The 25,772-nt window shown below is 60.1% G+C and carries 22 protein-coding genes and 1 tRNA gene; 17 read left to right on the top strand and 6 right to left on the bottom strand.

Features of this window, described 5'->3' with window-relative positions; all coding sequences use genetic code 11:
- Positions 1–324 precede the first annotated feature (324 nt).
- From ACTQW0_RS01375 to glmU, 3 genes are all read right to left on the bottom strand, one after another.
- Positions 325–1,161, bottom strand: coding sequence for a hypothetical protein (locus tag ACTQW0_RS01375; RefSeq protein ID WP_441546879.1), 837 nt, complete (start codon positions 1,159–1,161; stop codon positions 325–327).
- 745 nt (positions 1,162–1,906) lie between these two features.
- Positions 1,907–2,893, bottom strand: a complete 987-nt coding sequence (locus ACTQW0_RS01370) for a ribose-phosphate diphosphokinase (RefSeq protein ID WP_441566583.1) — start codon at positions 2,891–2,893, stop codon at positions 1,907–1,909.
- Positions 2,894–3,086: 193 nt separating this feature from the next.
- Positions 3,087–4,499 (bottom strand): bifunctional UDP-N-acetylglucosamine diphosphorylase/glucosamine-1-phosphate N-acetyltransferase GlmU, encoded by a 1,413-nt coding sequence (gene glmU, locus ACTQW0_RS01365; RefSeq protein ID WP_441566581.1) that lies wholly within the window; start codon positions 4,497–4,499, stop codon positions 3,087–3,089.
- A gap of 205 nt (positions 4,500–4,704) precedes the next feature.
- Here glmU and ACTQW0_RS01360 point away from each other — a divergent pair, with 205 nt between their 5' ends.
- The 3 genes from ACTQW0_RS01360 to ACTQW0_RS01350 are packed head-to-tail and all read left to right on the top strand — an operon-like array spanning position 4,705 to position 7,944.
- Entirely contained in the window at positions 4,705–5,583 is an 879-nt protein-coding gene (locus ACTQW0_RS01360; protein WP_441566647.1) for an energy-coupling factor transporter transmembrane component T, read from the top strand.
- 23 nt (positions 5,584–5,606) lie between these two features.
- On the top strand, positions 5,607–7,226 hold the full coding sequence (locus ACTQW0_RS01355) for an ABC transporter ATP-binding protein (RefSeq protein WP_441566579.1): 1,620 nt from the start codon (positions 5,607–5,609) through the stop codon (positions 7,224–7,226).
- Between the two features lie 4 nt (positions 7,227–7,230).
- Complete coding sequence (locus ACTQW0_RS01350; protein WP_441566577.1) at positions 7,231–7,944, top strand: DUF6580 family putative transport protein; 714 nt, start codon at positions 7,231–7,233, stop codon at positions 7,942–7,944.
- Positions 7,945–8,478: 534 nt separating this feature from the next.
- On the opposite strand, the gene ACTQW0_RS01345 is transcribed toward ACTQW0_RS01350, so the two are convergent.
- Positions 8,479–9,297 carry an exodeoxyribonuclease III gene (locus tag ACTQW0_RS01345; RefSeq protein WP_154516667.1) on the bottom strand — a complete coding sequence of 273 codons (819 nt, stop codon included), beginning with the start codon at positions 9,295–9,297 and terminating at the stop codon, positions 8,479–8,481.
- Between the two features lie 136 nt (positions 9,298–9,433).
- On the opposite strand from ACTQW0_RS01345, the gene ACTQW0_RS01340 reads away from it, so the two are divergent.
- From ACTQW0_RS01340 to ACTQW0_RS01310, 7 genes are all read left to right on the top strand, one after another.
- The gene (locus tag ACTQW0_RS01340) at positions 9,434–10,186 is read left to right on the top strand and encodes an NAD-dependent protein deacylase (protein WP_441566575.1); all 753 of its coding nucleotides are present in this window, start codon (positions 9,434–9,436) and stop codon (positions 10,184–10,186) included.
- Between the two features lie 94 nt (positions 10,187–10,280).
- Complete coding sequence (gene folP, locus ACTQW0_RS01335) at positions 10,281–12,008, top strand: dihydropteroate synthase (RefSeq protein ID WP_441566573.1); 1,728 nt, start codon at positions 10,281–10,283, stop codon at positions 12,006–12,008.
- A complete protein-coding gene (locus tag ACTQW0_RS01330; protein ID WP_441566571.1) occupies positions 12,009–12,710 on the top strand; it encodes a hypothetical protein in 702 nt (233 codons plus the stop codon). It begins immediately after the preceding gene.
- A 177-nt stretch (positions 12,711–12,887) separates the two neighbouring features.
- Positions 12,888–13,475 (top strand): ATP-binding protein, encoded by a 588-nt coding sequence (locus ACTQW0_RS01325; RefSeq protein ID WP_441566569.1) that lies wholly within the window; start codon positions 12,888–12,890, stop codon positions 13,473–13,475.
- Positions 13,397–14,083 (top strand): ATP-binding protein, encoded by a 687-nt coding sequence (locus ACTQW0_RS01320; protein WP_441566567.1) that lies wholly within the window; start codon positions 13,397–13,399, stop codon positions 14,081–14,083. Before ACTQW0_RS01325 ends, ACTQW0_RS01320 begins: the two co-directional genes overlap by 79 nt.
- 159 nt (positions 14,084–14,242) lie before the next feature.
- Positions 14,243–15,349: a serpin family protein gene (locus ACTQW0_RS01315; protein ID WP_441566565.1), complete on the top strand. Its 1,107-nt coding sequence runs from the start codon at positions 14,243–14,245 to the stop codon at positions 15,347–15,349.
- 246 nt (positions 15,350–15,595) lie between these two features.
- Positions 15,596–15,826, top strand: a complete 231-nt coding sequence (locus ACTQW0_RS01310) for a hypothetical protein (protein WP_427718019.1) — start codon at positions 15,596–15,598, stop codon at positions 15,824–15,826.
- 47 nt (positions 15,827–15,873) lie between these two features.
- Here ACTQW0_RS01310 and ACTQW0_RS01305 read toward each other — a convergent pair whose 3' ends face one another.
- Positions 15,874–16,671 carry a type III pantothenate kinase gene (locus ACTQW0_RS01305; protein ID WP_441566563.1) on the bottom strand — a complete coding sequence of 266 codons (798 nt, stop codon included), beginning with the start codon at positions 16,669–16,671 and terminating at the stop codon, positions 15,874–15,876.
- Positions 16,672–16,868: 197 nt separating this feature from the next.
- Between ACTQW0_RS01305 and ACTQW0_RS01300 the strand changes: the two genes are divergently transcribed.
- From ACTQW0_RS01300 to ACTQW0_RS01280, 5 genes are all read left to right on the top strand, one after another.
- Positions 16,869–16,945, top strand: a tRNA-Met gene (locus ACTQW0_RS01300).
- 219 nt (positions 16,946–17,164) lie between these two features.
- A complete protein-coding gene (locus ACTQW0_RS01295) occupies positions 17,165–17,347 on the top strand; it encodes a hypothetical protein (RefSeq protein ID WP_441068278.1) in 183 nt (60 codons plus the stop codon).
- 15 nt (positions 17,348–17,362) lie between these two features.
- Entirely contained in the window at positions 17,363–18,286 is a 924-nt protein-coding gene (locus tag ACTQW0_RS01290) for an exonuclease domain-containing protein (protein ID WP_441546890.1), read from the top strand.
- A gap of 15 nt (positions 18,287–18,301) precedes the next feature.
- On the top strand, positions 18,302–19,009 hold the full coding sequence (locus ACTQW0_RS01285; protein WP_441546891.1) for a hypothetical protein: 708 nt from the start codon (positions 18,302–18,304) through the stop codon (positions 19,007–19,009).
- A complete protein-coding gene (locus ACTQW0_RS01280) occupies positions 18,996–19,928 on the top strand; it encodes a DUF4268 domain-containing protein (RefSeq protein ID WP_441041498.1) in 933 nt (310 codons plus the stop codon). Before ACTQW0_RS01285 ends, ACTQW0_RS01280 begins: the two co-directional genes overlap by 14 nt.
- A 240-nt stretch (positions 19,929–20,168) precedes the next feature.
- On the opposite strand, the gene ACTQW0_RS01275 is transcribed toward ACTQW0_RS01280, so the two are convergent.
- The gene (locus tag ACTQW0_RS01275) at positions 20,169–21,836 is read right to left on the bottom strand and encodes an RNA-binding domain-containing protein (protein WP_427718032.1); all 1,668 of its coding nucleotides are present in this window, start codon (positions 21,834–21,836) and stop codon (positions 20,169–20,171) included.
- A gap of 829 nt (positions 21,837–22,665) precedes the next feature.
- Between ACTQW0_RS01275 and bilR the strand changes: the two genes are divergently transcribed.
- Together bilR and ACTQW0_RS01265 are read left to right on the top strand one after the other, a co-directional pair.
- On the top strand, positions 22,666–24,696 hold the full coding sequence (gene bilR / locus ACTQW0_RS01270) for a bilirubin reductase, long form (RefSeq protein WP_441566560.1): 2,031 nt from the start codon (positions 22,666–22,668) through the stop codon (positions 24,694–24,696).
- Between the two features lie 454 nt (positions 24,697–25,150).
- Positions 25,151–25,546: a helix-turn-helix domain-containing protein gene (locus ACTQW0_RS01265; protein WP_229770663.1), complete on the top strand. Its 396-nt coding sequence runs from the start codon at positions 25,151–25,153 to the stop codon at positions 25,544–25,546.
- Positions 25,547–25,772 lie beyond the last annotated feature (226 nt).

Below are 25,772 nucleotides of genomic sequence, written 5' to 3'. Positions count from 1 at the left end.
CCTGTTATGGTGAGCGACCCCGTTGCTGCTGTCAAATGGAGGGTGATTGAGGCTGCATGAGGGCGTTTGGACAGTCGTCAGAAGCCGGGATGGACAGTTAGTTCAGATTTGTATAAACCAAGAGATCTTTGACTGCCAAAATCGGGGCCACGGAACTGTCACGGCGCTTTGGGGAGCACAATTTGTGCTATTTCAGATCTTTTGAGTCTTCAAATGAGGTGATTGGCGCCGGGATGGCGGCAAACCACCTCGAAATGAGCCGTCTGTTTATACAAATCTGAACTAACTGTCCAGCCATGCTCGGTAACACTGGGTAAAAGTCTTTTAGACCGGCGCGAGGCCGATTCCGGCCCGCAGGGTGTTGAGCCAGGCGGCCTGACGCTTGCGATAACCCTTGATGCGGTAGCGGAATCGGACTCCCGCAAGTCGATGCATCGTCTGGGCGAAGGCTTCGAGTGCAACAAGGTCCTTCATTTGGTCACGATTGATAACCAGGACGTGGATACCCATGGCCTTAAGGCCATTGTTGCGATTGCCATCGTGGATGCGAGCGTTTTGAAGCTCATGTCCAATTCCGTTGTATTCGTTGTCGACTCCGGCTGCTGGGCAATATAAGTCGCAGATGGCGTAGGGGATGCCCGAGGACATGTTGACCGCAAGGGTGTCGAAATCGATTCGATAGTTGAGCAGCAGGCCTCCCATGGGCAGGCTGCAACACCCGAATCCGCCAAAGCGCATGGGTGCGCCCAGGACAGCGAACATCAATGATTCCGCTGGGGATGCGGATCCGGCCCGGGCGAGTTTGATAGCTGTGCGAAACGAGGCGTAGGAACTACTTTTGGCAAACCGTGCGACTGCCTCGAGCTCTTCGATGGTTGTGGCGGGCTCGCATTTGTAGTGCGCCTGTTCGTAGCGGGTTTCGGCTTGCTTTTCGGGTGTCGGTTGATCGCCCTGGCAATCGAGATCGTCCATCGTTTCGAAGCTGTTGGCCTCGGGCCACGTGTCGTCGTAGGCGATGGGGTAAGTTGCTTCGGGCGGAAGTGAGTAGGTCCCGAGCAGTTCCATGAGAAGCATCAAGGTTTTGGCAACCGATTCATTTTTGGAACAAAGCATGGCCGTCATGGCGGGAGACGTTGCGTAGATGTCGGCTTCGATGTGCATGATCGCGCCCTGGGGGAGAGGGGCGGTGATGGTGTGCTGGAGGAGCCGTCCGTCGGGTCGTCTGTTGCTGCCGCTCGCAACAAAGAGGTCTAGACGCTCGGAGTCGTCTTCGCTCCAGGCGTCAAGTATTGCAAGGGCCGCAAAGTCTATGGCGTCCTTGTTGGGAACGCAACCTACGAGGGCTTGTGTCTGTTGCTCGTCATCGATGGCGTCCCAGGGAAGGGCGGAGTACGCCCGTCGAGCGCGGCGAATTGCGCGGAGGGCGGAGAGGTGTGAAATTACGGTTGTCATAGCTATAAGGTACTAAGCCGTTGGCGAAATGATATGGCCGTGTCGTTCTTTTCGCTCAAAGGGGCGTCGCGCGCCGCGGGCGGTAACGACATCATACGGAATGCCTTGGAAAAGTGGAGAATGGAGTGATGGGTTGGCCTTGGAGGCATCTACTGAGATGGGTGCTGGACAGTTAGTTCAGATTTGTACAAGGTGACCGGGGTGTATTGCCGTTGTTGAAGGACTCGGTGGGCAAAACGGGGCCAATGGCACGGTGAGGAGATCCATAGGTGGAGGAATCGAGTGGAATTATGCCGGCAAGAGAGCTTTCGACGCATTAAATGGCCCAAACGAATGCCACATTAATACAAATCTGAACTAACTGTCCAAGGCGGGTTGTCGAGGGGCAAAAAAAGGGTCGGAAGCGAGCCTCCGACCCTTCAAAAACACCAAAGATGATGCGATGCGCGCTGGATTACAGCGCGAAGTCGCCGCCGACGAGCGTGGAGACGGGCTCCTCGTGGTAAACGGCAGAGATGGCCTCGGCGAACTCCTCGGCGACCGAGATGGTCTTGATCTTGCCGCCAACCTCGACGGGGATGGCATCGGTGACGAGGCACTCGACGATGGGGGCGTCGTTCAGACGCTCGATGGCCGGGCCGGAGAAGATGCCGTGGGTGGCGCACACGTAGATGTCGCCGGCACCCATGGCCTTGAGCTCCTTGACGTTGGCGCACAGGGTGCCAGCGGTGTCGATCATGTCGTCATTGATGATGCAGGTCTTGCCCTTGATGTCACCGATGATGCCCATGACCTCGGCGGCGTTGTGGCGCGGACGGCCCTTGTGGGCGATGGCCAGGTCGCAGCCGAGCATGTCGGAGAGCTTCTTGGCAGCTTTGGCGCGACCCACGTCGGGGGAGACGACAACCAGGTTGTCGGTGTCGAAGTGCATGTCGTTGTAGTACTGGCCAAACAGCGGCAGCGCGGACAGGTGATTAACCGGGATATCGAAGAAGCCCTGGATCTGGCCCTGATGCAGGTCGAGGGTGATGATGCGGTTGACGCCAGCGCGCTCGAGCAGGTTGGCGACGAGGCGGGCGGTGATGGGCTCGCGCGGGCCGGCCTTGCGGTCCTGGCGGGCATAGCCGTAGTGGGTGATGACGGCGGTGATGGAGCGGGCGGATGCGCGCTTGGCAGCGTCGGTGGCGATGAGCAGCTCCATGAGCATGTCGTTGACGTTGCCGCCGGCCACGGACTGAATCAGGAAGACGTCGGCGCCGCGGACGGTCTCGTCGTAGCGGGCGTAAATCTCACCGTTGGCGAACTGCTTTAGCGTAAGGCCCGAAAGCTCGACCCCAAGGTACTCAGCGATCTTCTGAGCGAGGGGACGGTTGGAGGAACCGGAATACACGCGGATGGACTTGCGCATATTCTCCGACTTCTCGGGATCATTAATCGGCATTACCCTTCTCCTTTATATATCGAATGCCATATAGATGCCTTGTTGCATTGTAACCGCGCGGCGGGGTTTATCGGGTCTTGATAACGTCTTTACCGTCAACGGACACGAACCGACCACTCATCCGGTCGCGCAGGTCAGCATAGAAAAAGGAGCCATCCCCATGGGAACAGCTCCTTAGATGTTTGGTAAAACGTTATACCTCGTCGTCCTCGTGCAGACGGCGGCGATAATCGGCGGCCCAGCCCTCAATATTTAGCTGACGGGCGCGGCCCAGGCCGAGTGCGTCAGCCGGGACCGGCTCGGTGATGACGGAGCCGGCGGCCACGAGTGCGCCGTCGCCGATCTGGGCGGGCGCGACCATCATGGTGTCGGAACCGATGAAGGCATCCTTGCCGATGACGGTCTTGTGCTTGTGCACGCCGTCGTAGTTGCAGGTGATGGAGCCCGCGCCCACGTTGACGCCGGAACCCATGGTGGTGTCGCCGATGTAGGACAGGTGCGGTACCTTGGAGCCCTTGCCGATCGTGGACTTCTTGATCTCCACGTGTGTGCCGGCCTTGGAGCCATCGAGCATGTGGGTGCCCGGGCGCAGGTAGGCGCGCGGGCCGCAGTCAACGCCGTTCTCGATGACAGCCTCGATGGCGATAGTCTCATCGATGGTGCAGCCGCTGCCAACGGTGGTGTCGGTGAGGCGGCTGTTGGGGCCGAGCTGGCACTCCTCGCCCACGGTGACGTGGCCGATCAGGTGCGTCTGCGGCCACACGACGGTGTCGCGGCCGATGACGGCGTCGGGGCCGATCCAGGCCTGCGTGGGGTCGATGAAGGTAACGCCCTCGGCCATCCAGTGCTCGTTGATGCGGTCGCGCGCGATAGCGGTGAGTTGCGCGAGCTGGATCCGGCTGTTGACGCCCAGGCCGTCGCGGTAGTCGTCGCAGTGGAAGATGGAGACTGCCTGGCCGTGGCCCTTGAGAATCTCGAGCATGTCGGGCAGGTAGTACTCGGACTGCGCGTTGTCGTTGCCGATCTCGCTGATGTGGGCTGCGAGCTGCGCGCCGTCGAAGGCGTAGCAGCCGGCGTTGCACTCGAGCAGCGTGGCGGCCTGCTCGGGCGTGCAGTCCTTCTGCTCGATGATGCGCTCGATCTGGCCGTCGGCGCCCAGCTTGATGCGGCCGTAGCCAAAGGGATCGGGCGGGGTCATGGTCATGACGGTGCAGGCGAGCTCGCCGGTAGCGACGGTCTTCGCGAACTTGGCGACGGTGTCGGCGGTGATGAGCGGCAGGTCGCCGTTGAGCACGACGACGGGGCCTTGCATGATGCCGCATGCCTCGAGCGCGACCTTTACGGCGTGGCCGGTGCCCAGGCGCTCGGTCTGTTCGACGCACTCGACTTTGGTGGCGCTGTTGGCGTAGGCGCCGTCGATAAGGGCGCGCATCTCGTCGGCGTGGCTGCCGATGACGACCACGACGCGGCTGCAGCCGGCCTTGATGGTGGCGTCGACGATCCACTGGACCATGGGCTTGCCCAGGATCTTGTGCGAAACCTTGCAGTGGTTCGACTTCATGCGGGTACCCTCGCCGGCGGCGAGGATAATTGCGGTTGCGTCCATGTGATCTCCTGTTACGTTATAGACACGTGAGTTTGGAAACGATACACGGCGCAATATGATACCGCAGGCATATGATGAGCGCGTAACGATTGGCGCATGGCGGCTGATGTCGGTGCCGCCGGCGTGACGTTTGCGCTGGTTGTGCATGGCGGCGGCACTGCGGCGTTGGCGTTTGAGCGAGGGGATGGGGGTGTCCGTGGATATCATGCGAGAGGAATCGGGCAACGAACCCGTCGCGGCATTCTCGATGTCGCATCCGGCTGTGCCGGCACTCTATATAGTGCTGACGCTGGGGCTCACCATGTTCTCGATGCAACCGGTGCTGATCGCGCTGTCGCTTGCGGGCGGGCTGGCGTACGGGCTTGCGACGCGCGGTGCTGCGCGCACGTTGGGGGCGCTTCGCTGGCAGCTGCCGGTGATTTTGATTATCGCGCTGGTCAATCCGCTGTTTAGCGCCTCGGGCTCGACGGAGCTGTTCCGTATTGGCATGCGCGCGGTGTATCTGGAGAGCATGGTATACGGCCTGTGCATGGGCGGGCTGTTTGTGGCGAGCGTGCTGTGGTTTGAGGCCGCGGCATCGATGCTTGGCTACGACAAGGTGCTTGCGCTTTTGGGTAACGCCGCGCCGGTGATCGCGCTCATGATCTCGATGTGCATGAGGCTTATCCCACGGTTTTTGCGCCGCGGTCGTACGGTGCTGGCGGTGCAGGATGCGATTGATGTGCCGGGCCGCGCGCCGGCCGACCCCGTGCGTTCGCGCCTACGGGCATCGAGCGTGTTGATGGGCTGGGGCATGGAAGATTCGCTGGAGCGTGCGGACGCCATGCGCTCCCGTGGGTGGGGCGCCGCGGCGCGTCGCACGACGTACGCGCGGTATCGGCTGGCGCGCGGCGACGTTGCCGCGCTGGTTGGGCTTGCGCTGTTTGGCGTGGCCACGGCTGCAGTGGCGTGGACTGCGACGATGCAGTATTCGTTTTACCCGCAGCTTTCGGTGCCGGCGCCGTGGCCTGGCTATGTTGTATACGCGACCTGGATGGCGCTGCCCTGCGTGGTGCATGCGATTGACGAGAAGAGGTTTGGCTGATGGCTCGGTTGGACGGGAGCATCATGGCGGACGCGGTGTGCGGCTCGGATATGCCGGCGATTGAAGTGCGGGGCCTGCGCTTTGCCTACCCCGGGGCCGAAGTGCCGGTGTTCGAGGGGCTCGATTGGCGTGTTCCCCAAGGGACGTTTGCGTTGCTTGTCGGTGGTACCGGGTCGGGCAAGTCGACATTACTCTCGTTGCTCAAGCCCGAGATTTCGCCGGCGGGCGAATGCTCCGGCGAGCTGCGCATGCTGGGCGAAAGCGTTGCCGACATGGACGTTCGCGCGTCCGCGGAGCGCGTGGGCTATGTGTTTCAGGACCCCGAGAACCAGATTGTGTGCGAAACCGTGTGGCACGAGATGACGTTTGGCCTGGAAAACTTAGGCATGTCGCGCGACGAGATGCGCCGTCGCGTGGCCGAGACCAGTTATTTCTTTGGGGTGGAGGATTGGCTCCACCGCGATACCGATACGCTTTCGTGCGGACGCAAGCAGTTACTGTCGCTGGCAGCCGTGCTGGCGTTGCGCCCTCGCGTGCTGCTGCTCGACGAGCCCACGTCCCAACTGGATCCCGTTGCCGAGAAAAATTTTCTGCATGCGCTGTTTCGCGTGAATCGCGAGCTGGGCTGCACGGTTGTTGTGGCAACGCACCAGCCGCGCCCGATGCTTGAATACGCGACGTGCGCGTATCGGATTGAGGGCGGGCGCGTATGCGAGGTCGCTGACATCGCCTCCTTGGGGCATCGCGAAGAGCTGTTTTCTGGCGAGGTGCCAGGGTGGGGTGGCTCGTGGCGTGCAAAAAACGGAGTTTTCAGCAGCGCCAGTGGCCGTCCGGGCTATTTGGACCCGCGCGTGGGCGCTTCGGGCGCAAAAAAAAGACCGAAATCGGACAAATCGGCTGAATTTGAGGCGCAAATCCTGTCGCAAGACGACTCGGGGGCGCCGTCGTGCGCCGGTGGATGCCGAATACTCCCAAAAATGCACGCTGGGTCGGCTACCACCCTGGCAGGGGGCTGGTTTCGCTACGATCGAGCGTCCGGCTGGGTGTTGCGCGGGCTCGATGCGTCGTTTTCGGCGGGCGCGGTGCATGCTGTTGTGGGCGGTAACGGCTGCGGTAAGTCGACAATGCTTTCGGTGCTGGCCAAGACGGTCAAGTTGCAGCGTGGGCATATGGAGCGCGGGGCGGCCTCGGCGGCACTGCTGCCTCAGAATCCCAAGGCGCTGCTGGTTGCCGAGACGGTGCGCGAGGAGCTGATGGAATGGGCTTCGACCTGCGGATATGACGAGGCTATGGCGCGAGAGCGCGCGACGAGTCTGGGATTGTCCGGCTTGGATGGGCGCCATCCGTACGATCTTTCGGGCGGGCAGCGCCAGCTGCTTGCGTTGGCAAAGCTGCTGTTGATCGGCCCCGAGCTGCTATTGCTCGATGAGCCCACCAAGGGTCTGGACCTGGCCAGCCGTCGCATCATCGCCCGCGCCCTGCGCGACCATGCGGAGGCCGGCGGTACCGTCATCATGGCAACGCACGATCTGGGTTTTGCCGAGCAGGTTGCCGATGACATTGCCATGATGTTCGATGGTGAGATTGCCTGCATGGAGCCGCCCTCCGACTTTTTTGCCGACAATGTGTTTTATAGGGCGTGATGGGATGGCGGATTATCGCGTCTTGCGCATACTCGCAAAACTGGAGATCCCACTGCTGCTGGCGGTGCCAGCGGTAATGGCCGCGGCGTTGCTGGCAGGCGTTGAGCAGGCGGCGCTTGCCATGCTTGTCGTGGTGGCGCTGGTGCTCGCGCTGTTCTTTGCGGGCTACGAGGCGTCGCGACCGGGCCTGCGCCAGATTATGCCCACGCTGGTTCTGGCGGCGTTGGCCGCGGCGGGGCGTATCTTGTTTGGCCCCATTCCCGACTTTAAACCCGTGAGCGCTATCGCCATTATCGCCGGGGCGACGCTCGGTCGCCGCAATGGTTTTATGGTTGGCGCGCTGGCGGCGCTGACCAGCAATTTCTTTTTTGGGCAGGGCATGTGGACACCGTGGCAGATGTATGCCTGGGGGCTCGTGGGATACGTTGGCGGCGCGCTGGCGCATACGGGGGCGTTCGACCGTGCCGATGGAACCGTGCGCATGCCGGCGCTGATGGCGTACGGCTTTGCGTCGGGCCTGCTCTATGGCGCCGTGATTAACGCCTACGACATCATCGGTTTTGTGCAACCGCTCACGTGGGCGGGCGCCGTGGCGCGTCTTGCCACGGCGGTACCGTTCGATATCACACACGGCCTTGCGACCTGCGTGTTCTTGGCCGCTCTCTACAAACCTTGGTGTCGTCGCATTAACCGTGTCGTCGTGAAATACGGGCTGTAGTGGCGGTTGCGCCGGGGCGAGAATCAATACTGTCGAAGTGCCATTTTAAAACTATGCCGGTTTACGGGGCTAGATTGGCACAGGCAGACCATACCGGCTTTTTCCGAAAATAGACGATCCGTCTACCTGCGGTTTTATTTTGCTTGAATTGCGTTTGGTTGGGGATTTGCGATTCAGCCCCATAAACCGGCATAGTTTTAAAATGGCCGGCTGATATGACGGGCGTCGTGGCCCTCAGAGAGCCAAATCGATCCGTTTTCTTCCGCCCCCAGACGTCCCCAGGGAATCAGTTGACGGCGCTTGCCACGAAACTGCCCCATCTACTACGTTTAGCTTGATACCCCCGACCATGACCGCGTTTTATGAAAACCGCAGGCTTTCTACCTGCGGTTTTCTTTTTGCGTTGTTCGCTGTGGTTGAGGGTAGTGGCTTAAACGTAGTAGATGGGGCAGTTTCGTGGCTGGTGTGCCGCGTGGATTCCCTCGCGAGGTGAACATGATCCGTTTTGCTTCGTCCCCGAGGGGTCGGCTGGGGCTAGAGCTCTAGGGTGAGGGTGACGGGGCAGTGGTCGCTGCCAAAGATGTCGCCGCGGATGCCGGTGTCGCGCACGTTGCCGGCGATGGCGTCGCTCACCAGGAAGTAATCGATGCGCCAGCCCGCGTTGTTCTTGCGGGCATTAAAGCGGTAGCTCCACCAGCTGTAGACGCCCTCGACGTCGGGATTTGCCGCGCGCCAGGTATCGGTAAACCCGGCGTCGAGCAGCTCGGTAAACTTGCCGCGCTCCTCGTCCGAAAAGCCTGCGTTGCCGCGGTTGGACTTGGGGTTCTTGAGGTCGATCTCCTCGTGCGCGACGTTAAAGTCGCCGCAGGTCACCACGGGCTTGCCGGTCTCGCGCTCGAGTCCCGCCAAAAAGCCGCGATAGGCATCGTCCCAGGCCATGCGCACATCGATGCGCGCGAGCTCATTTTGGGCGTTGGGCGTATAGACGTCCACAAACCAAAACTTGTCGAACTCGAGCGCGCAGACGCGGCCCTCGGTCGCGGCCTGCGCCACGAGCTCGGCTGCCGCGCCCTCGCCGGCGTAAGGCAGCAGCGCATCGGCGCGCAGCACGCGCAGCGGTTCCTGGCGGCTAAAGACCGCAGTGCCCGAATAGCCTTTACGCTCGGCGTAGCTCCAGGTTTGGTGATAACCGGGCAGGTCGATATCGGCCTGGCCCTCCTGCAGCTTGGTCTCTTGCAGCGCCAGGATATCGACATTGAGCTCCTGTGCGATCTGGATAAAGCTCGGGTCCTTTTTGAGCACGGCGCGCAGACCGTTGACGTTCCACGAGGCGAAAGTGTAAGTCTGAGGCATGGTGTCCTTTCGACGGGGTTTGCAGGCTTAAGATTAGCGCAAAAGGGGCGGTGGTGGGCTCCGCGCGTGCTGACTCAAAGACCGCATGCTGGGATGTCGCCCGACGCTGCCCGACCAACAAGGACGGAGGACTCATATGACGCAGGCGATATCGGATCCCAAGCGGGCCTCCGCCGCACTGGCGGAGCTGTTTGGTACCCACAAGCGTGTGGTCTTCTTTGGCGGCGCCGGTGTTTCCACGGCGAGTGGCATCCCCGATTTCCGCAGCGTGGACGGCCTATATCACCAACAGTTTGCCTACCCTCCCGAGACCATGCTCTCGCATAGCTTTTACGAGGCGCATCCGGCCGTGTTCTTCGACTTCTACCGCACCAAGATGATCTCACTTGGCGCCAAGCCCAACCGCTGCCACACCAAGCTGGCCGAGCTGGAGCGTGCCGGCAAACTAAATGCCGTGGTGACGCAAAACATCGACGGCCTGCATCAGATGGCGGGCTCGCAGCGCGTGTTCGAGCTGCACGGATCGGTCCATCGCAACATTTGCCAGTCGTGCGGCGCGGTCTATAGCGCCGAGTGGATTTGCGCCCGCGGGCACGAGGACGCCGCGGGTGTGCCCGTGTGCCCCGCGTGCGGCGGGCGCATTAAGCCCGATGTGGTGCTCTACGAGGAGCCGCTCGACGAGCATGTGCTGACCGACGCCGTTGCCGCCATTGCCGCGGCCGATGCCCTCATTGTGGGCGGGACCTCGCTCGTGGTGTATCCGGCGGCGGGTCTTACGCGATACTTTACCGGCGATACGCTGGTCATATGCAATCTTGCTCCCACCGATCAGGATGCAAATGCCGACCTGCTGATTTCTTGCGACATCGCTGCCGCGTTTGCGTTCTAGCCCGCGTGCGCGGATACAATAGAAAGACTGATTGCAAAGCGACCCCGCCGCCTGCGCCCGAGCGTGGCGGCGCGGGCATTTTAGGAGGATGTTCATGGCGAACGACAGCAAGACATGGCGGTGCGGAAAGTACGAGCTCAGCTTTGACCGTCCGCGCATCATGGGCGTCCTCAACGTGACGCCCGATTCGTTTAGCGACGGCGGGGAGCATTTCGACCCGGATGCCGCCATCGAGTACGGCCTGGCGATGCTCGATGCCGGTGCCGACATCATCGACGTGGGCGGCGAGTCCACGCGCCCCGGTTTTACCCCGGTCAACCCCGACGAGGAGGCTCGCCGCGTGCTGCCTGTTGTGCGTGCGTTGGCCAAAGAGGGCGCCATCGTCTCGATCGACACACGTCACGTGGCGGTTGCCAAGGCGGCCGTGCGCTGCGGCGCCTCGATCGTCAACGACGTGACGGGCTTCACCGACCCCAAGATGGTCGAGTTTGTCGCGACGAGCACCTGCGGCGTCATCGTGATGCACGCCGGCGAGGTCGCCGCGCCTGCTCGCACGCATGCAACGGTGCAGCTCGATACCTCTGCCGCGGCGTTTGTTGCCGAGAAGGCGCGCGAGGCGGCTGCCGAGGCCGCGCGCGAGGCCGAGAAGCCCGCCCGCCGTCGTCGTGGCAAGCTGCTGGGCGAGCCCAAGACGGAGGCCAAACTGCCGGGTGGCGTGGTGCAGCCCTCGCTGCCGTTTGGCGATCCGGAGCCGGCGCCCGAGCCAACGGGCGAGCAGAAGCAGGAGACGCCGGCCGCCGAGCAGGCTGCCCCTGCCGCCGAGGCCACCGCGACCCCTGAGCCCGCGCCGGAGCCCAGCGATCACTTGGCCGCCATGATGCGCCGCAGCGCCCGCCGCGAGGAGGCTTATGTGCCCACCTCGCAGCTTCGCCGCTTTACCCTGCCCGATTCGGCGCCCATCATGCGCCGCGTCATGGGCTTTCTGTCCGATCAGGCCCGCGCGCTCATCCACGCCGGCGTGTCACGCGACCGTATCTGCATCGATCCGGGTCCGGGTTTTGGCAAGACGGCCAACGAAGACATCGTCATCCAGCGCGAGACCGCCAAGATGGCGTCGCTGGGCTATCCGCTCATGTGCGCCGTGTCGCGCAAGCGCTTTGTGGGCGCCGTCTCGGGCGTGACCGAGGCCGCCGAGCGCGATGCCGCCACATTTGGCGTGTGCCTGGGCGCTATCCAGGCCGGTGCCAACATCGTGCGCGTGCACGATGTCACCGGCTTTGCGCAGTTCCTGAACGGCTACTGGGCTGTTGCCAAGCCGCAGCCGCGTCGCGCGTTTGTGGCCGTGGGCTCCAACCTGGGGCATCGTTGCGACAACATCCGCGCCGCGCGCGACATGATCGCCGAGATTCCGCTCACCTGTGTGTCCAACTGCTCGCGCATCTACGAGAGCGAGCCGGCCTACGAGACGCGCCAGGACGCGTTTGCCAACGCTGTCATCGAGATCAAGACCGAGCTGGCGCCGCTGGTGCTGCTCGACGAGCTTATGAAGATCGAGGCCGAGCTGGGGCGCGACCGATCCAAGAAGGCCAAGGTCAACGGCCCACGCACCATCGATCTGGACCTGCTGTGGATGGATGGCGAGATCCACGGCGGCGAAAAGCTGCGCCTGCCGCATCCGCTCATTGGCGAACGCGACTTTGTGCTGGTGCCGCTCGAGGACCTGATGCACGACCCGGCGCGGTTCTTCCGCTACAACGGCGTCGAGGTCAAGGAGCCCGAGGATCGCGTGGGCCATATCGTGGGCGAATTGGGGCGTATGTAGATGATTGAGATGAACGCTGTAGCCGCCGGTACCGAGCTTGACGCGGCACGTGACGCGGGCCGCGAGGGTGTGCCCGCGGGTTGGTGCGCCTGGAGTGCCGGCGACACATCGTTGGCATTTTCGCTGGTCGTGCGCCCGGATGTGAATATGCACGCCTTCCATGGCCTGCCGTTTGTGGCGGCGATGGGCATGATGGACGCGCTCGCGGGAACGGCATCGACGCCGGGGCTGGGTCTTGCCGGTAAGGTGGGCATTCGGTGGCCGAGCGATATCGTGTACGGCGCGCCCGCGTTTGAGACGTCGTTTGCACGCGTCGCCGTCAACGGTGGCGCCGGTGCTGCGGGTATGTTCGGTGCCGTGACGGTGGATATTGAGCGCGCGGCGCTGGGCGAACTTGGCGTGGATGTGACCGATGAAGCGCTGGTCGAAGCGCTGACTACCGCCGTGCTGGCCCGCGTGGACGCCTGGGCGGTTGTCGCCAACACGCCGCAGGGCGCCGCCGGCCCGCTGGCTCCCGTGCTGGGCGAGTACTTCGACATGGTGCCGCTGCTGGGCCGCCAGGTTGCGGCGGTGTCGCCCAACGGCTTGCCGCTTGCGGTCGGTGTGTTTGCGGGCCTGGACATCTGGGGTCGCGCGACCATCAAGACCGATGCCGGCGAGCAGGAGTTTCCGCCCGAGGCCGTACGGATTCGCGGGCTGTAACACGAGATGCCCGCGCTCAAAGACAACGATGACTACAAGACCCTCCCCGGCAGAGTGAACTGCCTCTGCCGGGGAGGGTCTTTGCGCGACTACAGGGTGGCATCGCGGCCCTATTCCTCAAAACTGAAGAATTTTCGTTTTTGAGGAATAGCGATAAAAGACTGCGAGGAGGCCCCGATGAAACTCATCAATAGAGCGTCATATATGGACACGTTGACGAGTCTTATTGGCGTGCCGGATATCAAGGTCATCACGGGCATCCGCCGCAGCGGTAAATCAAAATTGCTCGAGGCCCTCCGCGATTACGTGGAGGCAAATCTGCCTAATTCGAATGTCATCCATATCAACTACAACCTCGATGAGTTCGAGAACCTGCTCGAGTATCACGCGTTGCTCGCTTATGTAAAAGATCATCGGGTGCCCGGCAAACAAAACTTTCTGCTTATCGATGAGGTTCAGATGTGCGACGGTTTTGAGCGTGCGATCAACAGCCTTCACGCATCCGAGCGGTATGACATCTTCATTACCGGATCGAGTGCCTTTTTGCTGTCGAGCGATCTGTCGACGCTCTTTACGGGGCGCACGTTCGAGATCGAGGTTTTCTATTCTCGTTTGAGGAGTATCGTCTCTATGGCGACGAGGGCGAGGTCGACCGTGACTTCGATGAGTACGCGAGAACCGGCGGTATGTCCGGCTCTTACCCTTATCCACTGCAAGAGCACCGCTATCAATATCTCTCCAATGTCTTTAAGACGCTCATCGTGAGGGATATCGTGCGGCGGCATAACGTGAGAAACGAATCGGCGCTGCTGCGCATTGCCGATTACATGATGGACAACGTTTCCAACATTACGTCGGCACGCAACATTACCGATGCAATAAATGCGGATGGGCTAAAGATTACGAACAAGACGGTCGGTGCGTACATGGGGTACCTGTGCGATGCGTTTGCCTTCTATAAAGTTCGTCGATATGACATTCGCGGCAAGAAATACCTTAAGAGCGGCGAGAAGTATTACCTGGCAGACCACGCGTTCAAATACGCGCTGCTCGGTACACGCAATATGGACTGGGGTCGCGTGTACGAGAACATGGTGGCCATCGAGCTGCTGCGCCGCGGATATGAGGTATACGTCGGCGTACTCTATAAAAAGGAAATTGACTTTATAGCAATCAAGCGAAGCGAGAAGCTCTACATTCAGGTGAGCGACGACATCAGCTCGGATAAGACATTTGAACGCGAGATTTCACCACTGCTGAGCATTGGCGACGCGTACCCCAAGATGATTCTCGCCCGCACGCATCACGAGGCCACGGACCGCGACGGAGTGCAGATCGTGGACCTGGCGAGGTGGCTGTGCGGCGAGGCGTAGCGTGCATCGAGCCTGTTCCTCAAAACTGAAAAATTTTCGTTTTTGAGGAATAGAAAGGCTTTGAGCCTCTTAGAAAACCATTGGGCTGCCTTTCCGGTGCGAGATTTGTGTCCGCGCCGTGCGAAATAATAGTTTATGTCCTAACGATGGGAGCAGACTATGACTGACAAAGCAAATTCGGCGTGTCCACAGGCATGGAGGGTTGCAAAATCCCTATCCGAGAAAATACTCGCTCAAGGCAAGAACGGGGTTTGGTCGCCTGCGTGCGTCGCGAGCTTGTTGACGATTGTACGAAAGGGTGCCTCGGGCGCCACATGTCGGGAGCTCGACATGCTCCTGGGCGATGGCGACATGTTTAGCGAGCGTGATCCCTTCGGCATCGAGCTGGAGCGGAACTGGGGCTATGACGGTTATGATGCGAGCTCGGCAACGGCAGCTTGGCTTTCCAGGTCCGCGAGCCCATCGGAGGCGTTTCTGCACGAGTGCGACAAATGCAGCGTGCATGTGTCAATCGATGACTTGGCCGATCCGCGCGTTAGCCAACGGGTGACCGATTGGATAGCCGAACAAACTCACGGCCTGCTGTCGCCAAGCATCGAGTTATCACCAGTGGCTCTTGCCTGTCTTGTGAGCGCGCTTTACATGAAGGATGCATGGGCGGATCCGTTTGATGGCGAATCGACCAAAGTTGAGACCTTCCATGCAAAGAACGGCGATGTTCAGGCAGCGTTTATGCGTGGCGAGCGCGATTGTGCGGTGATCGTCGAGAACGGCAGGGTTGCCTTCTTGTTGCCGCTCAGCTCCGATGCCGGCGTGTGTTTTGTTCTTCCGAGCGGCGAGGATGATCATGTTGATGACGCGCTTGGGCTATTCGAGCGTCTGTCCCAAGGCGAGGGAGAATGGGAGCCCGTCGACCTGGGGGTTCCTCGCTTTGAATGCGAGTCGACGCTCTTGGACGTCTGCTCGCTGCTAAAGGCCGCCGGCGTCTCTACGGCAACTGCGATGGAGCTTACACCTATGGTGGGGGTAGGGGGGACTTCAACGCAGATTGTCCATGGCGCGAAGTTCGCTGTCGATGAGAACGGCGTAGAGGCCGGAGCGTACACGGTGATGGTCGCTGTCGCGGGCCTTCCGCCGGAGAACCCGCCAGAGCCGCGCAAGATAACGCTTGACAGGCCTTTCTATGCAGCGCTCGTGTCTCGCACCGGCGTACCGCTCTTTGTGGCAAGCGTCGCGCTGCCGTCGGTGGACATGCAAGAAAGGTGAGGTTGAGGTTTGCGAAGGGGGGCTGCTATGCCAAGGGTTGCCAACGTACTCTTTCCAGCTGACTATTTTGAAAAGATAGCTCCAGATGGGTCGATGCGCATCGAATATGAGTCTGCGTGTGCTGAGGGGCGTCTTGACGTGGGGCTTTTCGATCTGGAACTGTTCGAGGAGCGTGGAGAGCTTGCGCTCTGCTTTTCTGGGCCATCGGACTGATGCGGGGTAATCAACCGCATGTTCACGGAGTTTATGGTCAAGGACTATGTAAAGTCGGTCAAAGGGACGAGGTTTCCCGTTAGCTTTCACACTCCCGTGAGCCAAGAGCGCATGGACGGGATTGTTAAAGAGTTCGTCAAGCTCCGCGGGGACCTTTTCACGGTCGGTATTGTCTGCAAAGAGTACGTTGATCTGGCCCGCTACCTTTCTGTTTTGATGAAACGTAGTCCCTTGATCTGGCTCACGGAGGGGTTGGAGAACTAGAGTCACCTAGTCCGTGCGTCAGAGAAACCGAGGGGATAGGACAATGCTCACGCTTGGCTCCGGTCCCCGTCTTGCCCCAGCTCCTGCATGCGGCGGTAGATTTCGCAGATACCCTTAATGGTGAGCTGTCCATCGACCACGTCGAAGGCATCGGTCGAATCGGCGACGATGCCGGCGAGGCCTCCCGTGGCGATAACGGTGGCATCCTCGCGGCCCAGCTCGCGCTTCATGCGCGCGACCAGGCCTTCGGCCATAGCGGCGGTGCCCACCACGGCGCCGACCTTGATGCACTCCTCGGTATCGCGGCCGATGGCGTGCTCGGGCGCCTCGAGCGGCACGCTGGCGAGCTTGGCGGCGCGGGCGGCAAGTGCATCCATGGAGATGCGGATGCCCGGCGCGATCGCTCCGCCAATGTAATAACCGTCCTCATCGATGACGTCGATATTGGTTGCGGTGCCAAAGTCCACCACGATTGCCGGCGCGCCGTAGAAAGTCTCGGCCGCAACGGCGTTGGCAACGCGGTCGGCACCTACGGCCTGGGGACGCGCCGCGCGCAGCTTGGTCACGGCGGCCGTCTGCGGCCCAATGACGATGGCGTCTGCGGCAATGCGGTCGGCCACGGCATGCCATTCACGCGAGAGCTGCGGCACCACGCCCGCAAAGGCGATAGCATCGACCGCGTCGAGCGAAAGGCCGTACATCTTAAAAAAACCCATCAGGCGCACGTGGATCTCGTCGGCGGTATAGGAGCGGTCGGTGGGCATGCGCCACGACTGCACCAGCTCGTCTCCGTCAAACAGGCCCATGGCCGTCTGCGTGTTTCCCATATCGATAGCGAGCAGCATGTCTACTCCCGGTTTCGGCATAAAAGGACGCGCACCATTGTATACGTGCTGTCGACGGCGCTCGGCTGCGATTCGTTTACGGTGATATGGGCTGAGGGGTTTTAAATATGAAGGAATTATGCTCTACGAGAGTTTCCTTGCCGTCCACCGAACTCCCGAGTAATATTCTTTCTTGCGCACATGAGGCGCCCAGACATTGCGGGGTGGAGCAGTCTGGTAGCTCGCCGGGCTCATAACCCGGAGGTCGTAGGTTCAAATCCTGCCCCCGCGACCAAGAACTTGCAGCTCGGAAGCAAAATTGCTTCCGAGCTTTTTCTTTATCGGGTTACCTTGCGGGTGAATCCTGAGTCAATTTATTATGTGAAACAGATAAACCATTGATAATCGCGGGCCGGTCGGCTTGACTTATCGACCGATAAACTCCAATTGGGAGGAGTTCCGGCGGTCCTTAGCTAAAATAGTGACGTCTGAATAACAACAAGGGAGTCGCTATATGAAGACCGTCTACGATGCCCTTGATTCTATCGTCAATGGGTCGGCAACGACCAAGGAGAAGGGCGACAAGTACGAGGCGGCCTGCATTTACTATCTCAAGAACGACTCCTTCAACGCGCTGTTCTTTTCCCGCGTCGGGACGATAGCCCGGGCACTCGAATGGGATAACAGTTTGTTTTAAGGGAAAGGAAGCCGTATGGCGAAAAAGGGATATATCTTCTGGGACAGCGAGACGGCGAATCCCCAGCAGAGGATATGCCAGGTCGCCTACATCCTCACGGATCTTGAGGGAAACTGCGTGGGCGACCCGGTTTGCCGGGTGATCAATCCTGAGAGCGAGATTGGTTGGTGGAGCAGGTCTCATCTGGAAATCGATTGGGACTCACTGGACGACATGCCGACCTTTGTCCACTTCTGGGAGGATGCCGGTCTGGCGGATTTGCTGCGAGACTACATCCTGGTCGCGCATAACGCCAACGGCGCCGACATCCACCACATCAAGAAGAGTCTGGCTGCCTACGACATCGAAATGCCCGAGATCGAAGTGGTCGATACGATGCTGGTGGCGAAGCAGAATGGTCTGCCGGGAGCGCTTGTCGATCTCTGCGAGCATTACGGAGTGCATCTTGATAGCCACCACGATGCCATGTGCGACGCCGAGGCGTGCCTTGAGATTTTCCATAGGCTGGTCGGCGAGTTCGGTGCGCTCGAGCCTGCCGTTTGGGCCCCGAATGCTTCCTCCCATCATGGCCGCAAGCGTGTTTTCACGGGCTTGGGACTGGTGAACGGGTCGCAGGAAACCATCGAAGAGGTTTTGGCGAAAGCCGAGGAGGCGGGCCACAGGGGCGATCCGGGCGAAATCACCGATCCGGTCGGACTCAAGGTGAAGGTATCCGGCGTTACTCCGGGCTACAATCGCGATGAGATCCTTGCCGCACTTAAGGAATGCGGGATGAAAGCGACCGATGGCAAACCCGCGCAGAGCACGAAGTACCTCGCAATAGGCGACAATGTGGGACGAAGCAAGCTCGACGCAGTTTTCAACGGCAACTCGCAGGCAAAAATCGTCACAACGGGCGAGTTACTTGAGGTCATGAACCGATTTGGCAAGGCGGAATAGAAGGGAAGGCTCGATATGGCCGTCAATTTGAAAACCGTAAAAGACACGGTGAATCTTGCGGCAGGGGTTTTGGCTGCTGCCGCCGGGGTTGTCGATGGGGCAAAGCAGCTCGGTTTCGATGTCGATGGGGCCGTGAAAAGCGCTGCCGATGGGGCAACCAACGGCGCACGTGTTGTTGTCGACGGCATCGGCAAGGGATTTGGTGCTGCGGCGGAAGGCGTCGGCGCGGCAGCCGGCGCGTTGGGGGATGCCACGAAGGCGTTCCAGGACTCAAGGGCCGCTGCGGAGGCTCGCAAGAAGATCGATGCCGCGAGGCAATCAATATTTGAAGGCGCGTCGACGGTGATGCCCCTGCACGAGTTCATCTGCCAGCAGGGCAAAGCCTCCGAGGCTGCGTTCAACGGCTACGATATGCCCGGCTGCTATCTCATCGCGACATACCGCAGGCATGACCACGATAAGAACTTCAGCGACTATCTCGGAATATACGTGGGGTCAAGTGATCGTATGGCGGACGATATCGCGTCCATACCTACGCGATTGGGCGATCCGGATGTCTACGCTGACTACAAGTACCGGCAAAACATTTTGCTATTCGTGTATCCGTGCGAGCTGAAGGACGTCGACGAACGTCGTGGGCTCCTGCTGCGTTCGTTTGACGGCGAGAGGCTCTACAACGGCACTGGATTATCGGTCGAGAGAGCGGCGGATGAAGACCTATAACCTGGACACCATCAAGAAGGTCCCCTTGCGCGAGGTGTGGCCGCATGAGGCCCACGACTTCACCAAGTGGCTGGCCGAGGAGCAGAACCTCGCAACCCTCGGGATGGCGGTCGGAATCGAGCTCGAGCTCATAGAGACTGAGTCCTCGGTCGGATCGTTCAACGTGGACATCTACGCACAGGAGTCCGGTACGGGCCGCAAGGTGATCATCGAGAACCAGCTCGAGGACACCAACCACGACCACCTCGGCAAGGTGATCACGTACGCCGCCGGCAAGGGCGCAGAGGTCGTCATCTGGGTCGTGGCGCGCGCCCGCGACGAGCACCGCCAGGCCATCGAGTGGCTCAACCAGCACACCGACAGCGACTTCGGGTTCTTCCTGGTCGAGGTCGAGCTCTGGAAGATCGGGGACTCCCTGCCCGCCCCGCGCTTCGGCGTGGTCGAGCAGCCGAACGAGTGGACCAAGGCCGTGAAGCTCTCCGAAGGGCTCAGCGAAACCGAAAAGGTCAAGCTGGCGTACTGGACGGCCTACCGCGAGGTGGCGGGCGGCCATCCGGAGTTCCTCAAGGAGTTCAGCCCGCAGAAGCCCAGCAAGGACCATTGGTCGACGCTTCGCCTGGGGGTCTCGGCATACCATCTCGCCCTGCTCATCGATACGCACAAGGGCCGCACGGGTATCGAGCTGTACGTGGACGACGACAAGGAGATCGGGCACCGCGCCATCGCCAACAGCGGAATCTTCGAGGAGCGCCTCGGGCTGACGGCGGCACCCTTCGATGCGAAAAAGGCCTCGGGACTGCGCTTCTACAAGGCGGGCCACCCCATCAAGGGCCACCAGGACGCATGGCCGGGGTACATCGAGGAACAGCTCGGATGGGCCCTCGAGATGAAAAAAATAATCGCGGAGATCGGACTTTAAAAGCGCTTCGGCAATTACTGGGCTTATTGGACACACTTTTTGTCCTATAAGCCGACTGTTTTCTGACTACAAAATGCGGGGATGTCATCGAAAACAACGCTTGCGGTATCCAGATTCTGGTGGGGATAGATATCGCGAGCAAGGATTCCGATGCTAGACGATGCGCCCGGTAAGGTGCCCGGACGCATCGCGGTCGGTCTGTTGGGGGCCGTGCGTCTGACGGTAAGATCTATCACGATGTTACAGGGCATGCCATCTTGCGGTCTTTCCCGTTCCGTCGCTATCGATGGTCTTGTCCACCTTCTTCATTTTCGCTAGAAGGTTCGATACCTTCTTGGCCTTTTGCGCGTCGGTAAGGCCCGAGGGGAGAAGATCGTTGATGAGGGCGGTGATTTTCGCGCGTGGTGCGGGCCCCGTTTCTGAGAGCATCTGAATGACAAGCGCCTTGCAGGCCTCTTCATTGAGGCCTTTGCTGCGCGTGTAAGACACCTCCTGTCCCGTCTTCGAGGCAAGGGCGTTCGTGATGGAGATATGGGGGTACCTGCCTTCGATAAGCTTGAGTCGATGCAGCTCTGAGGCCTCCTCGTTCGTGATTTCCTCGCCTTTTTGAACCTTGTCCAAAAGGTAGACGACGTCCATCGGAAGGTCCGGCTTAGCATAGAGTAGCCTGCTGTAGCTCTCATTGATGGTCTTACCGTAGACACTTACGCGCACGCGGGTTGGATCCGAAAGGTCGTAGGTGGGTAGGGGGAAGTATCGCTTTCTCTGCATCTGGAATACTTTGGGGATTCCCATGGCGATGGTGTCGATCATGTCCATCTGCACCATCGCCTCGGAAAGGAAGGGGTTGCGGTAGTAGCTTGGCTTAAAACCCGGCCGCATCGCATTTTCGATTGTCTCCGGAATGAAGGACCCTTCGTTTAGGAAAACGAGGTGATCCTCGAATTCCTCGACGTTGATTCGCCCCTGCATGGAATAGTCTTGATGGGCGATACAGTTGTTCAGGAGCTCTCTGATGATCTCGGGTTCGTACTGGTCAGCCTCAAAGGGAAACAGACTCGCGCCATTTGCGTTGAACCGGTACTTCTCGTTGCGGATTTTCCCGAGTACCTGGTCAATCGCGAGAAGGAAGGGTGGTTTGAAGTGCTCGTAAGAGGTTACCGATCCATTGGAGGCATAGAGAGTCCAGGTGATGCGCGGGCTCATCCCATCGAGCAAGCGGGTGGATTCCGGCCTTCCGAGCAGGATGAGTGTCGTCGGGGTGATCTTGCCGTTTCTGGTTAGGTTTGCCATGTCGAGAATCGTGCGGTCATCCATGTCCGCGAACGCCCCGGAATGCCGTCGGTGCTTGGAGAGAAAGAGCCCCACCGCTTTCTTCACGGCTTCGGGGTCGAGGTCCTCGAAGGTTGCTTCTTCGATTTCGAGGGCACTCCAGTCCGGCCTCCGCATTTGGCGTATCTGCTCGTACTTATCGATGGGGAGTGGCCCGAGTGATTCGCCCTCGCGCGCCCATGCCGCATTGTTGAACGCCGTTGGCATGCCCGGCGTTGCGGCGGGGATTTGAAACGCGAGGACGCGTTTGCCGTCAATCCTGAGTTCATGGATCTCTCTCAGGGTGAGGTGGTTGTTCGCGCGGTCCGCAATCTCCTTTTTAAGGGATCTAAGGTTGGCCGGATTTCCTTCTCGGTAAGCGGTTCCGCATGCGACCTTGTCGTTGTCCATACCGAAGATGAGCCAGGCGTCTTGTTTCCCGCGCAGGACCGCTTCGTTACTCAGGGCGGAGAAGTACTTCCCGAGGTTCTTGAAACTGAAGTCGTTTTTCGCTTCCTTGAGCTCGATAACCTCGCTCTCGTAGGGCTTCTCGATACGGGCGATGAGTTCAAGGACGTCGTGATCGCTGTAGTACAAGATCGCTCCTAACGGTCTCGTGGCTGATATTTAGTCGTAAGATACGACTAAATACCGAAATCAAAGTCATTTTAGTCCAATCTAACGACTAGAAATAAAGATGTTGGACTGTTTATAGGACTAAACACTGTGGAAGGCCCGGCTTTAGTCCAATCGCTGTTTGACGGCCCGCCATATCCGTAACCCGGAGGTCGTAGGTTCAAATCCTGCCCCCGCGACCAAGAACTTGCAGCTCGTCGGCCTAGCCGACGAGCTTTTTTGTTATTCCGGGATCGTGTTTTCGGTACGGTCCGCAGCTTCTCAAACAATATCTTGATCTGTAACAGATGGACCCGATTTGGACGTCTGGCCGTTACAAATCGAGACAAACCAGCACGCCAGCCTCCGTTTGTCTAAATCTGTAACACGAGGAGCGATTTTTGTCGTCTAATTGTTACAGATCAAGATTATTCGGAAGCCCGGTTTGGTTTGTCTCGATCTGTAGCGCCTAGGGCCGGTTTTGGTCGATAGATGTTACAGATCGAGACGTTTTGTTGGGATGGTTTCTATTGTCTCGATCTGTAACAGGTAGGGGTCAAAAGTGGGTCTAGCTGTTACAGATTTAGATTGTTGAGGATGGGTCGAGAGGAATATCTCGATCTGTAACAGTAAGACCCGGTTTTGCTGGGTAGCTGTTACAGATTGAGACAAACCGACGGGCCGCCCCGCCCCATCCGCCTGCCTCCACCTGATATTCGCCGATTTTCGTTGTGCCGCTGTACCCCCATGCCATATCCTCTAAACAACTACGCGGCACCATCGCCGCCGCGTCTACAAGAGAGGAATGTCCATGACCGTACCTGCGTCCAAGCTGCTCCAGCCCATTACGGTTGGCCCCCTTGAGCTCAAGAATCGCATTATGTTCCCGCCGCTGACCACCGGCTATGAGGAGCGCGACGGTTCCATCGGCGAGCGCAGCCTGGCTTTTTACGAGCGCCTGGCCCGTGGCGGCGTGGGCTACATCGTCATTGGCGACGTCGCTCCCGTCATGACCGCAAGCCCCACGCCCAAGCTGGCAACCGACGCCCAGATCCCCACGTTTAAGGCACTGGCCGACGCCGTCCACAAGCACGGTGCCAAGGTTGCGCTGCAGCTGTTCCACCCCGAGTACGACGTGCCCGGTGTCGGCCGCATGGTCATGGGCTCCATGGCCGCCGCCAAAGCCGCGCAGGAGGCCAAGGCCGCCGGCGACGAGGAGACCTTTGCCGCCAAGATGGCCGAGTCCAACGAGATCCGCAAGCAGGCATATGCCAAGCTGCACCACGACATGCAGCACTTTGTGAACGAGGCGAGCGTAGAGCAGCTCACCCAGATCAAGGAGGCCATCGCTGCCTCGGCCGCTCGCGCGCAGCAGGCCGGCATCGACGCCATCGAGGTCCACGGCGACCGCCTGGTGGGTTCGCTGTGCTCCGCGATCCTCAACAAGCGCACCGACGAGTACGGTGGCTCGTTTGAGAACCGCGTTCGCTACGCGCTGGAGGTCGTCGCTGCCATCAAGGAAGCCGCGCCGCAGCTGATGGTGGAGTATAAGCTCCCCGTGATCATGGAGAACCCCGACGGCACGCCGCGTGGCAAGGGCGGCCTGCAGCCCGACGAGGCCTGCGAGTTCGCCAAGCTGCTCGAGGGCGCGGGCATCGATATGATCCAGGTTGCACAAGCCAACCACACCGGCAATATGGGCGACACCATTCCGTCCATGGGCGCCATGCCCTACAACTGGACGCTGCCCGTGGCCGAGCACGTCAAGGCCCTGGTCTCCGTGCCGGTGGCAACTGTGGGCCGTGTTGTCTCGGTCGAGGCCGGCGAGAAGATCCTGGAAGACGGCGCGGCCGACATCATCGCCTATGGCCGCTCGCTCATGTGTGACCCCGACATTGCGCTGAAGGCCGCCACGGGCGAACCCATCCGCGAGTGCCTCAACTGCAACAAGGGCTGCGTCGATGCGATTCAAAACCGCAAGTACATCTCGTGTGTGCTCAACGCCGAGAACGGCGACGAGGCCACCATCGCCATTAAGCCGGGCGTGGGCGACAAGAAGATCGCCGTTGTGGGCGGCGGTATTGCCGGTCTGGAGGCCGCGCGCGTGGCGGCCAAGCGCGGCTACGACGTGACCGTCTACGAGGCGAGCGATCATCTGGGCGGCCAGATTGTGCTGGCGGCCGCGCCTCCGCGCAAGGACGAGATCATGCGCTCGGTCGAGTATTACGAGAAGATTCTGCCCGGCCTGGACGTGAAAGTTGAGCTCAACCATGCCGCTACGGCAGAGGACCTCAACGCCGCCGACGCCGCGATTGTGGCTGTGGGCGCGCACGACGTGGTCATCCCCGTTCCGGGTGCCGATTCTAAGAAGGTCGTCTCGAGCTGGGACGTGCTGGCCGGCAAAGTGGAGCTTACGGGCCGCGTCGCCGTCATTGGCGGTGGCCTGGTGGGTACCGAGACTGCCGAGTACCTGCTGCAGCACGGCTGCGAAGTGGCGATCGTGGAGATGCTCGACAAGATTGCCGCGGGCGAGTCCGAGACCATTCTGCCGCTGATTATGAGCGACTTTGCCGAGCACAACGTGGAGCAGCATGTTAAGACCCGTCTGACCGCCATTACCGACGAGGGCGTGGAGGCCGTGCGCACTGCCGATGACGGCGCCGAGGAGCCGGTGAAGATCGCCTGCGATTACGTGGTGATGGCCGTCGGTTCCAAGGCCAACGTGTTTGACTTGGATGGCGTTACGGTGCCCGTGACCTGTGTGGGCGACTGCTCGGGCGAGCGCACCGCCGACATTGCGAACGCCATTCGCACGGCATATCACGCGGCCAACGAGCTGTAGTTGAACATCGCGGCCAGGCGGGGCGGTAGCACGGATCTGTCTCGCCCGGCCGCGTCCCATCGGGTGTCAATCGGGGCGGGGCCTGCAAGCGCAGCAGGTCCCGCCCTTTTTGTTTTGCCCCGGTGGACGGCAATGCGCGCTAATCATGGGGAGTGAGGCGTCTACTGCCCTGCAGACTGCTCAAAATTATTGGAGGAGGGGTTAATAACTATATCCTCTATTCCAAAGGACATAAAGAGATGCCAATTTTGCTGGCAAGCGAATGACGATTAGCTACGAGCTAGTTACCAGCGTAAATAATCAATAAAGAAATGTCGTAAAATGGTGTCAAATTCCCAGATAGCGCCGCGTCTATTTTAATTAACTGCTTTGAGCAAACAGTAAAATGCTACTATCTAACTTGCACGTAAGAAAGCAATTTAACGTTTAAGGCTAAGAAGTAGAAGTGGCAGGTATGTCAGAAACAACAAGGACTCGCACGCATGCGCCCGAGATTAGGCAGCGCGCCGTCGAGATCCTCCAAGAAGGGGTCGGCCATCGCGCGCTCGCCGCAGAGCTTGGCATCCCCCAGGCCACAGCCCGTCAGTGGGCCCGTGCGTATGCCGTTGGCGGCGCCGACGCCGTTCTCAATGCGGGCTCTCATCACCACACATATTCGTTTGACGTTAAACTTGCCGTGGTTAAGGACCGCTTGGAACATGGTCTGACGGTGCGTGAGGTCATGGTCAAGCACAAGATCCCCAGCGAGTCTTCGGTTAAAGCTTGGTGCCGACAGTATCGCGACGGTGGCGAGGCCGCCTTGGTCGATAAGCCGCGGGGTCGTAAACCGCGCGTTAAAAAGGCGGAATAGCGAACGGGATGGTGCGTCCGCAGGGGCGCATTTTTCTTGCCGCGCCAACTTTTTGGACCGCCGCGAGTCTATTGGGACATCCTTCAAAGTGGTCAATAAACCGCGCGCAGTGGCCCGTGCGCCCGCCGCTACGATAGGGGGAGCGTCGCCTCTCTGCTCCAAAGCGGACATGCCCTTACCCCATACGCCTAAAACTCCCCAGTTGACCGAAAACCTGCCGCCTGAA

The sequence above is a fragment of the Collinsella sp. LCP19S3_B7 genome (assembly GCF_052121795.1).
GTDB lineage: Bacteria > Actinomycetota > Coriobacteriia > Coriobacteriales > Coriobacteriaceae > Collinsella.
The sequence above is the reverse complement of the archived record's forward strand: the minus strand, read 5'-3'. Positions and strand labels throughout refer to the sequence as shown.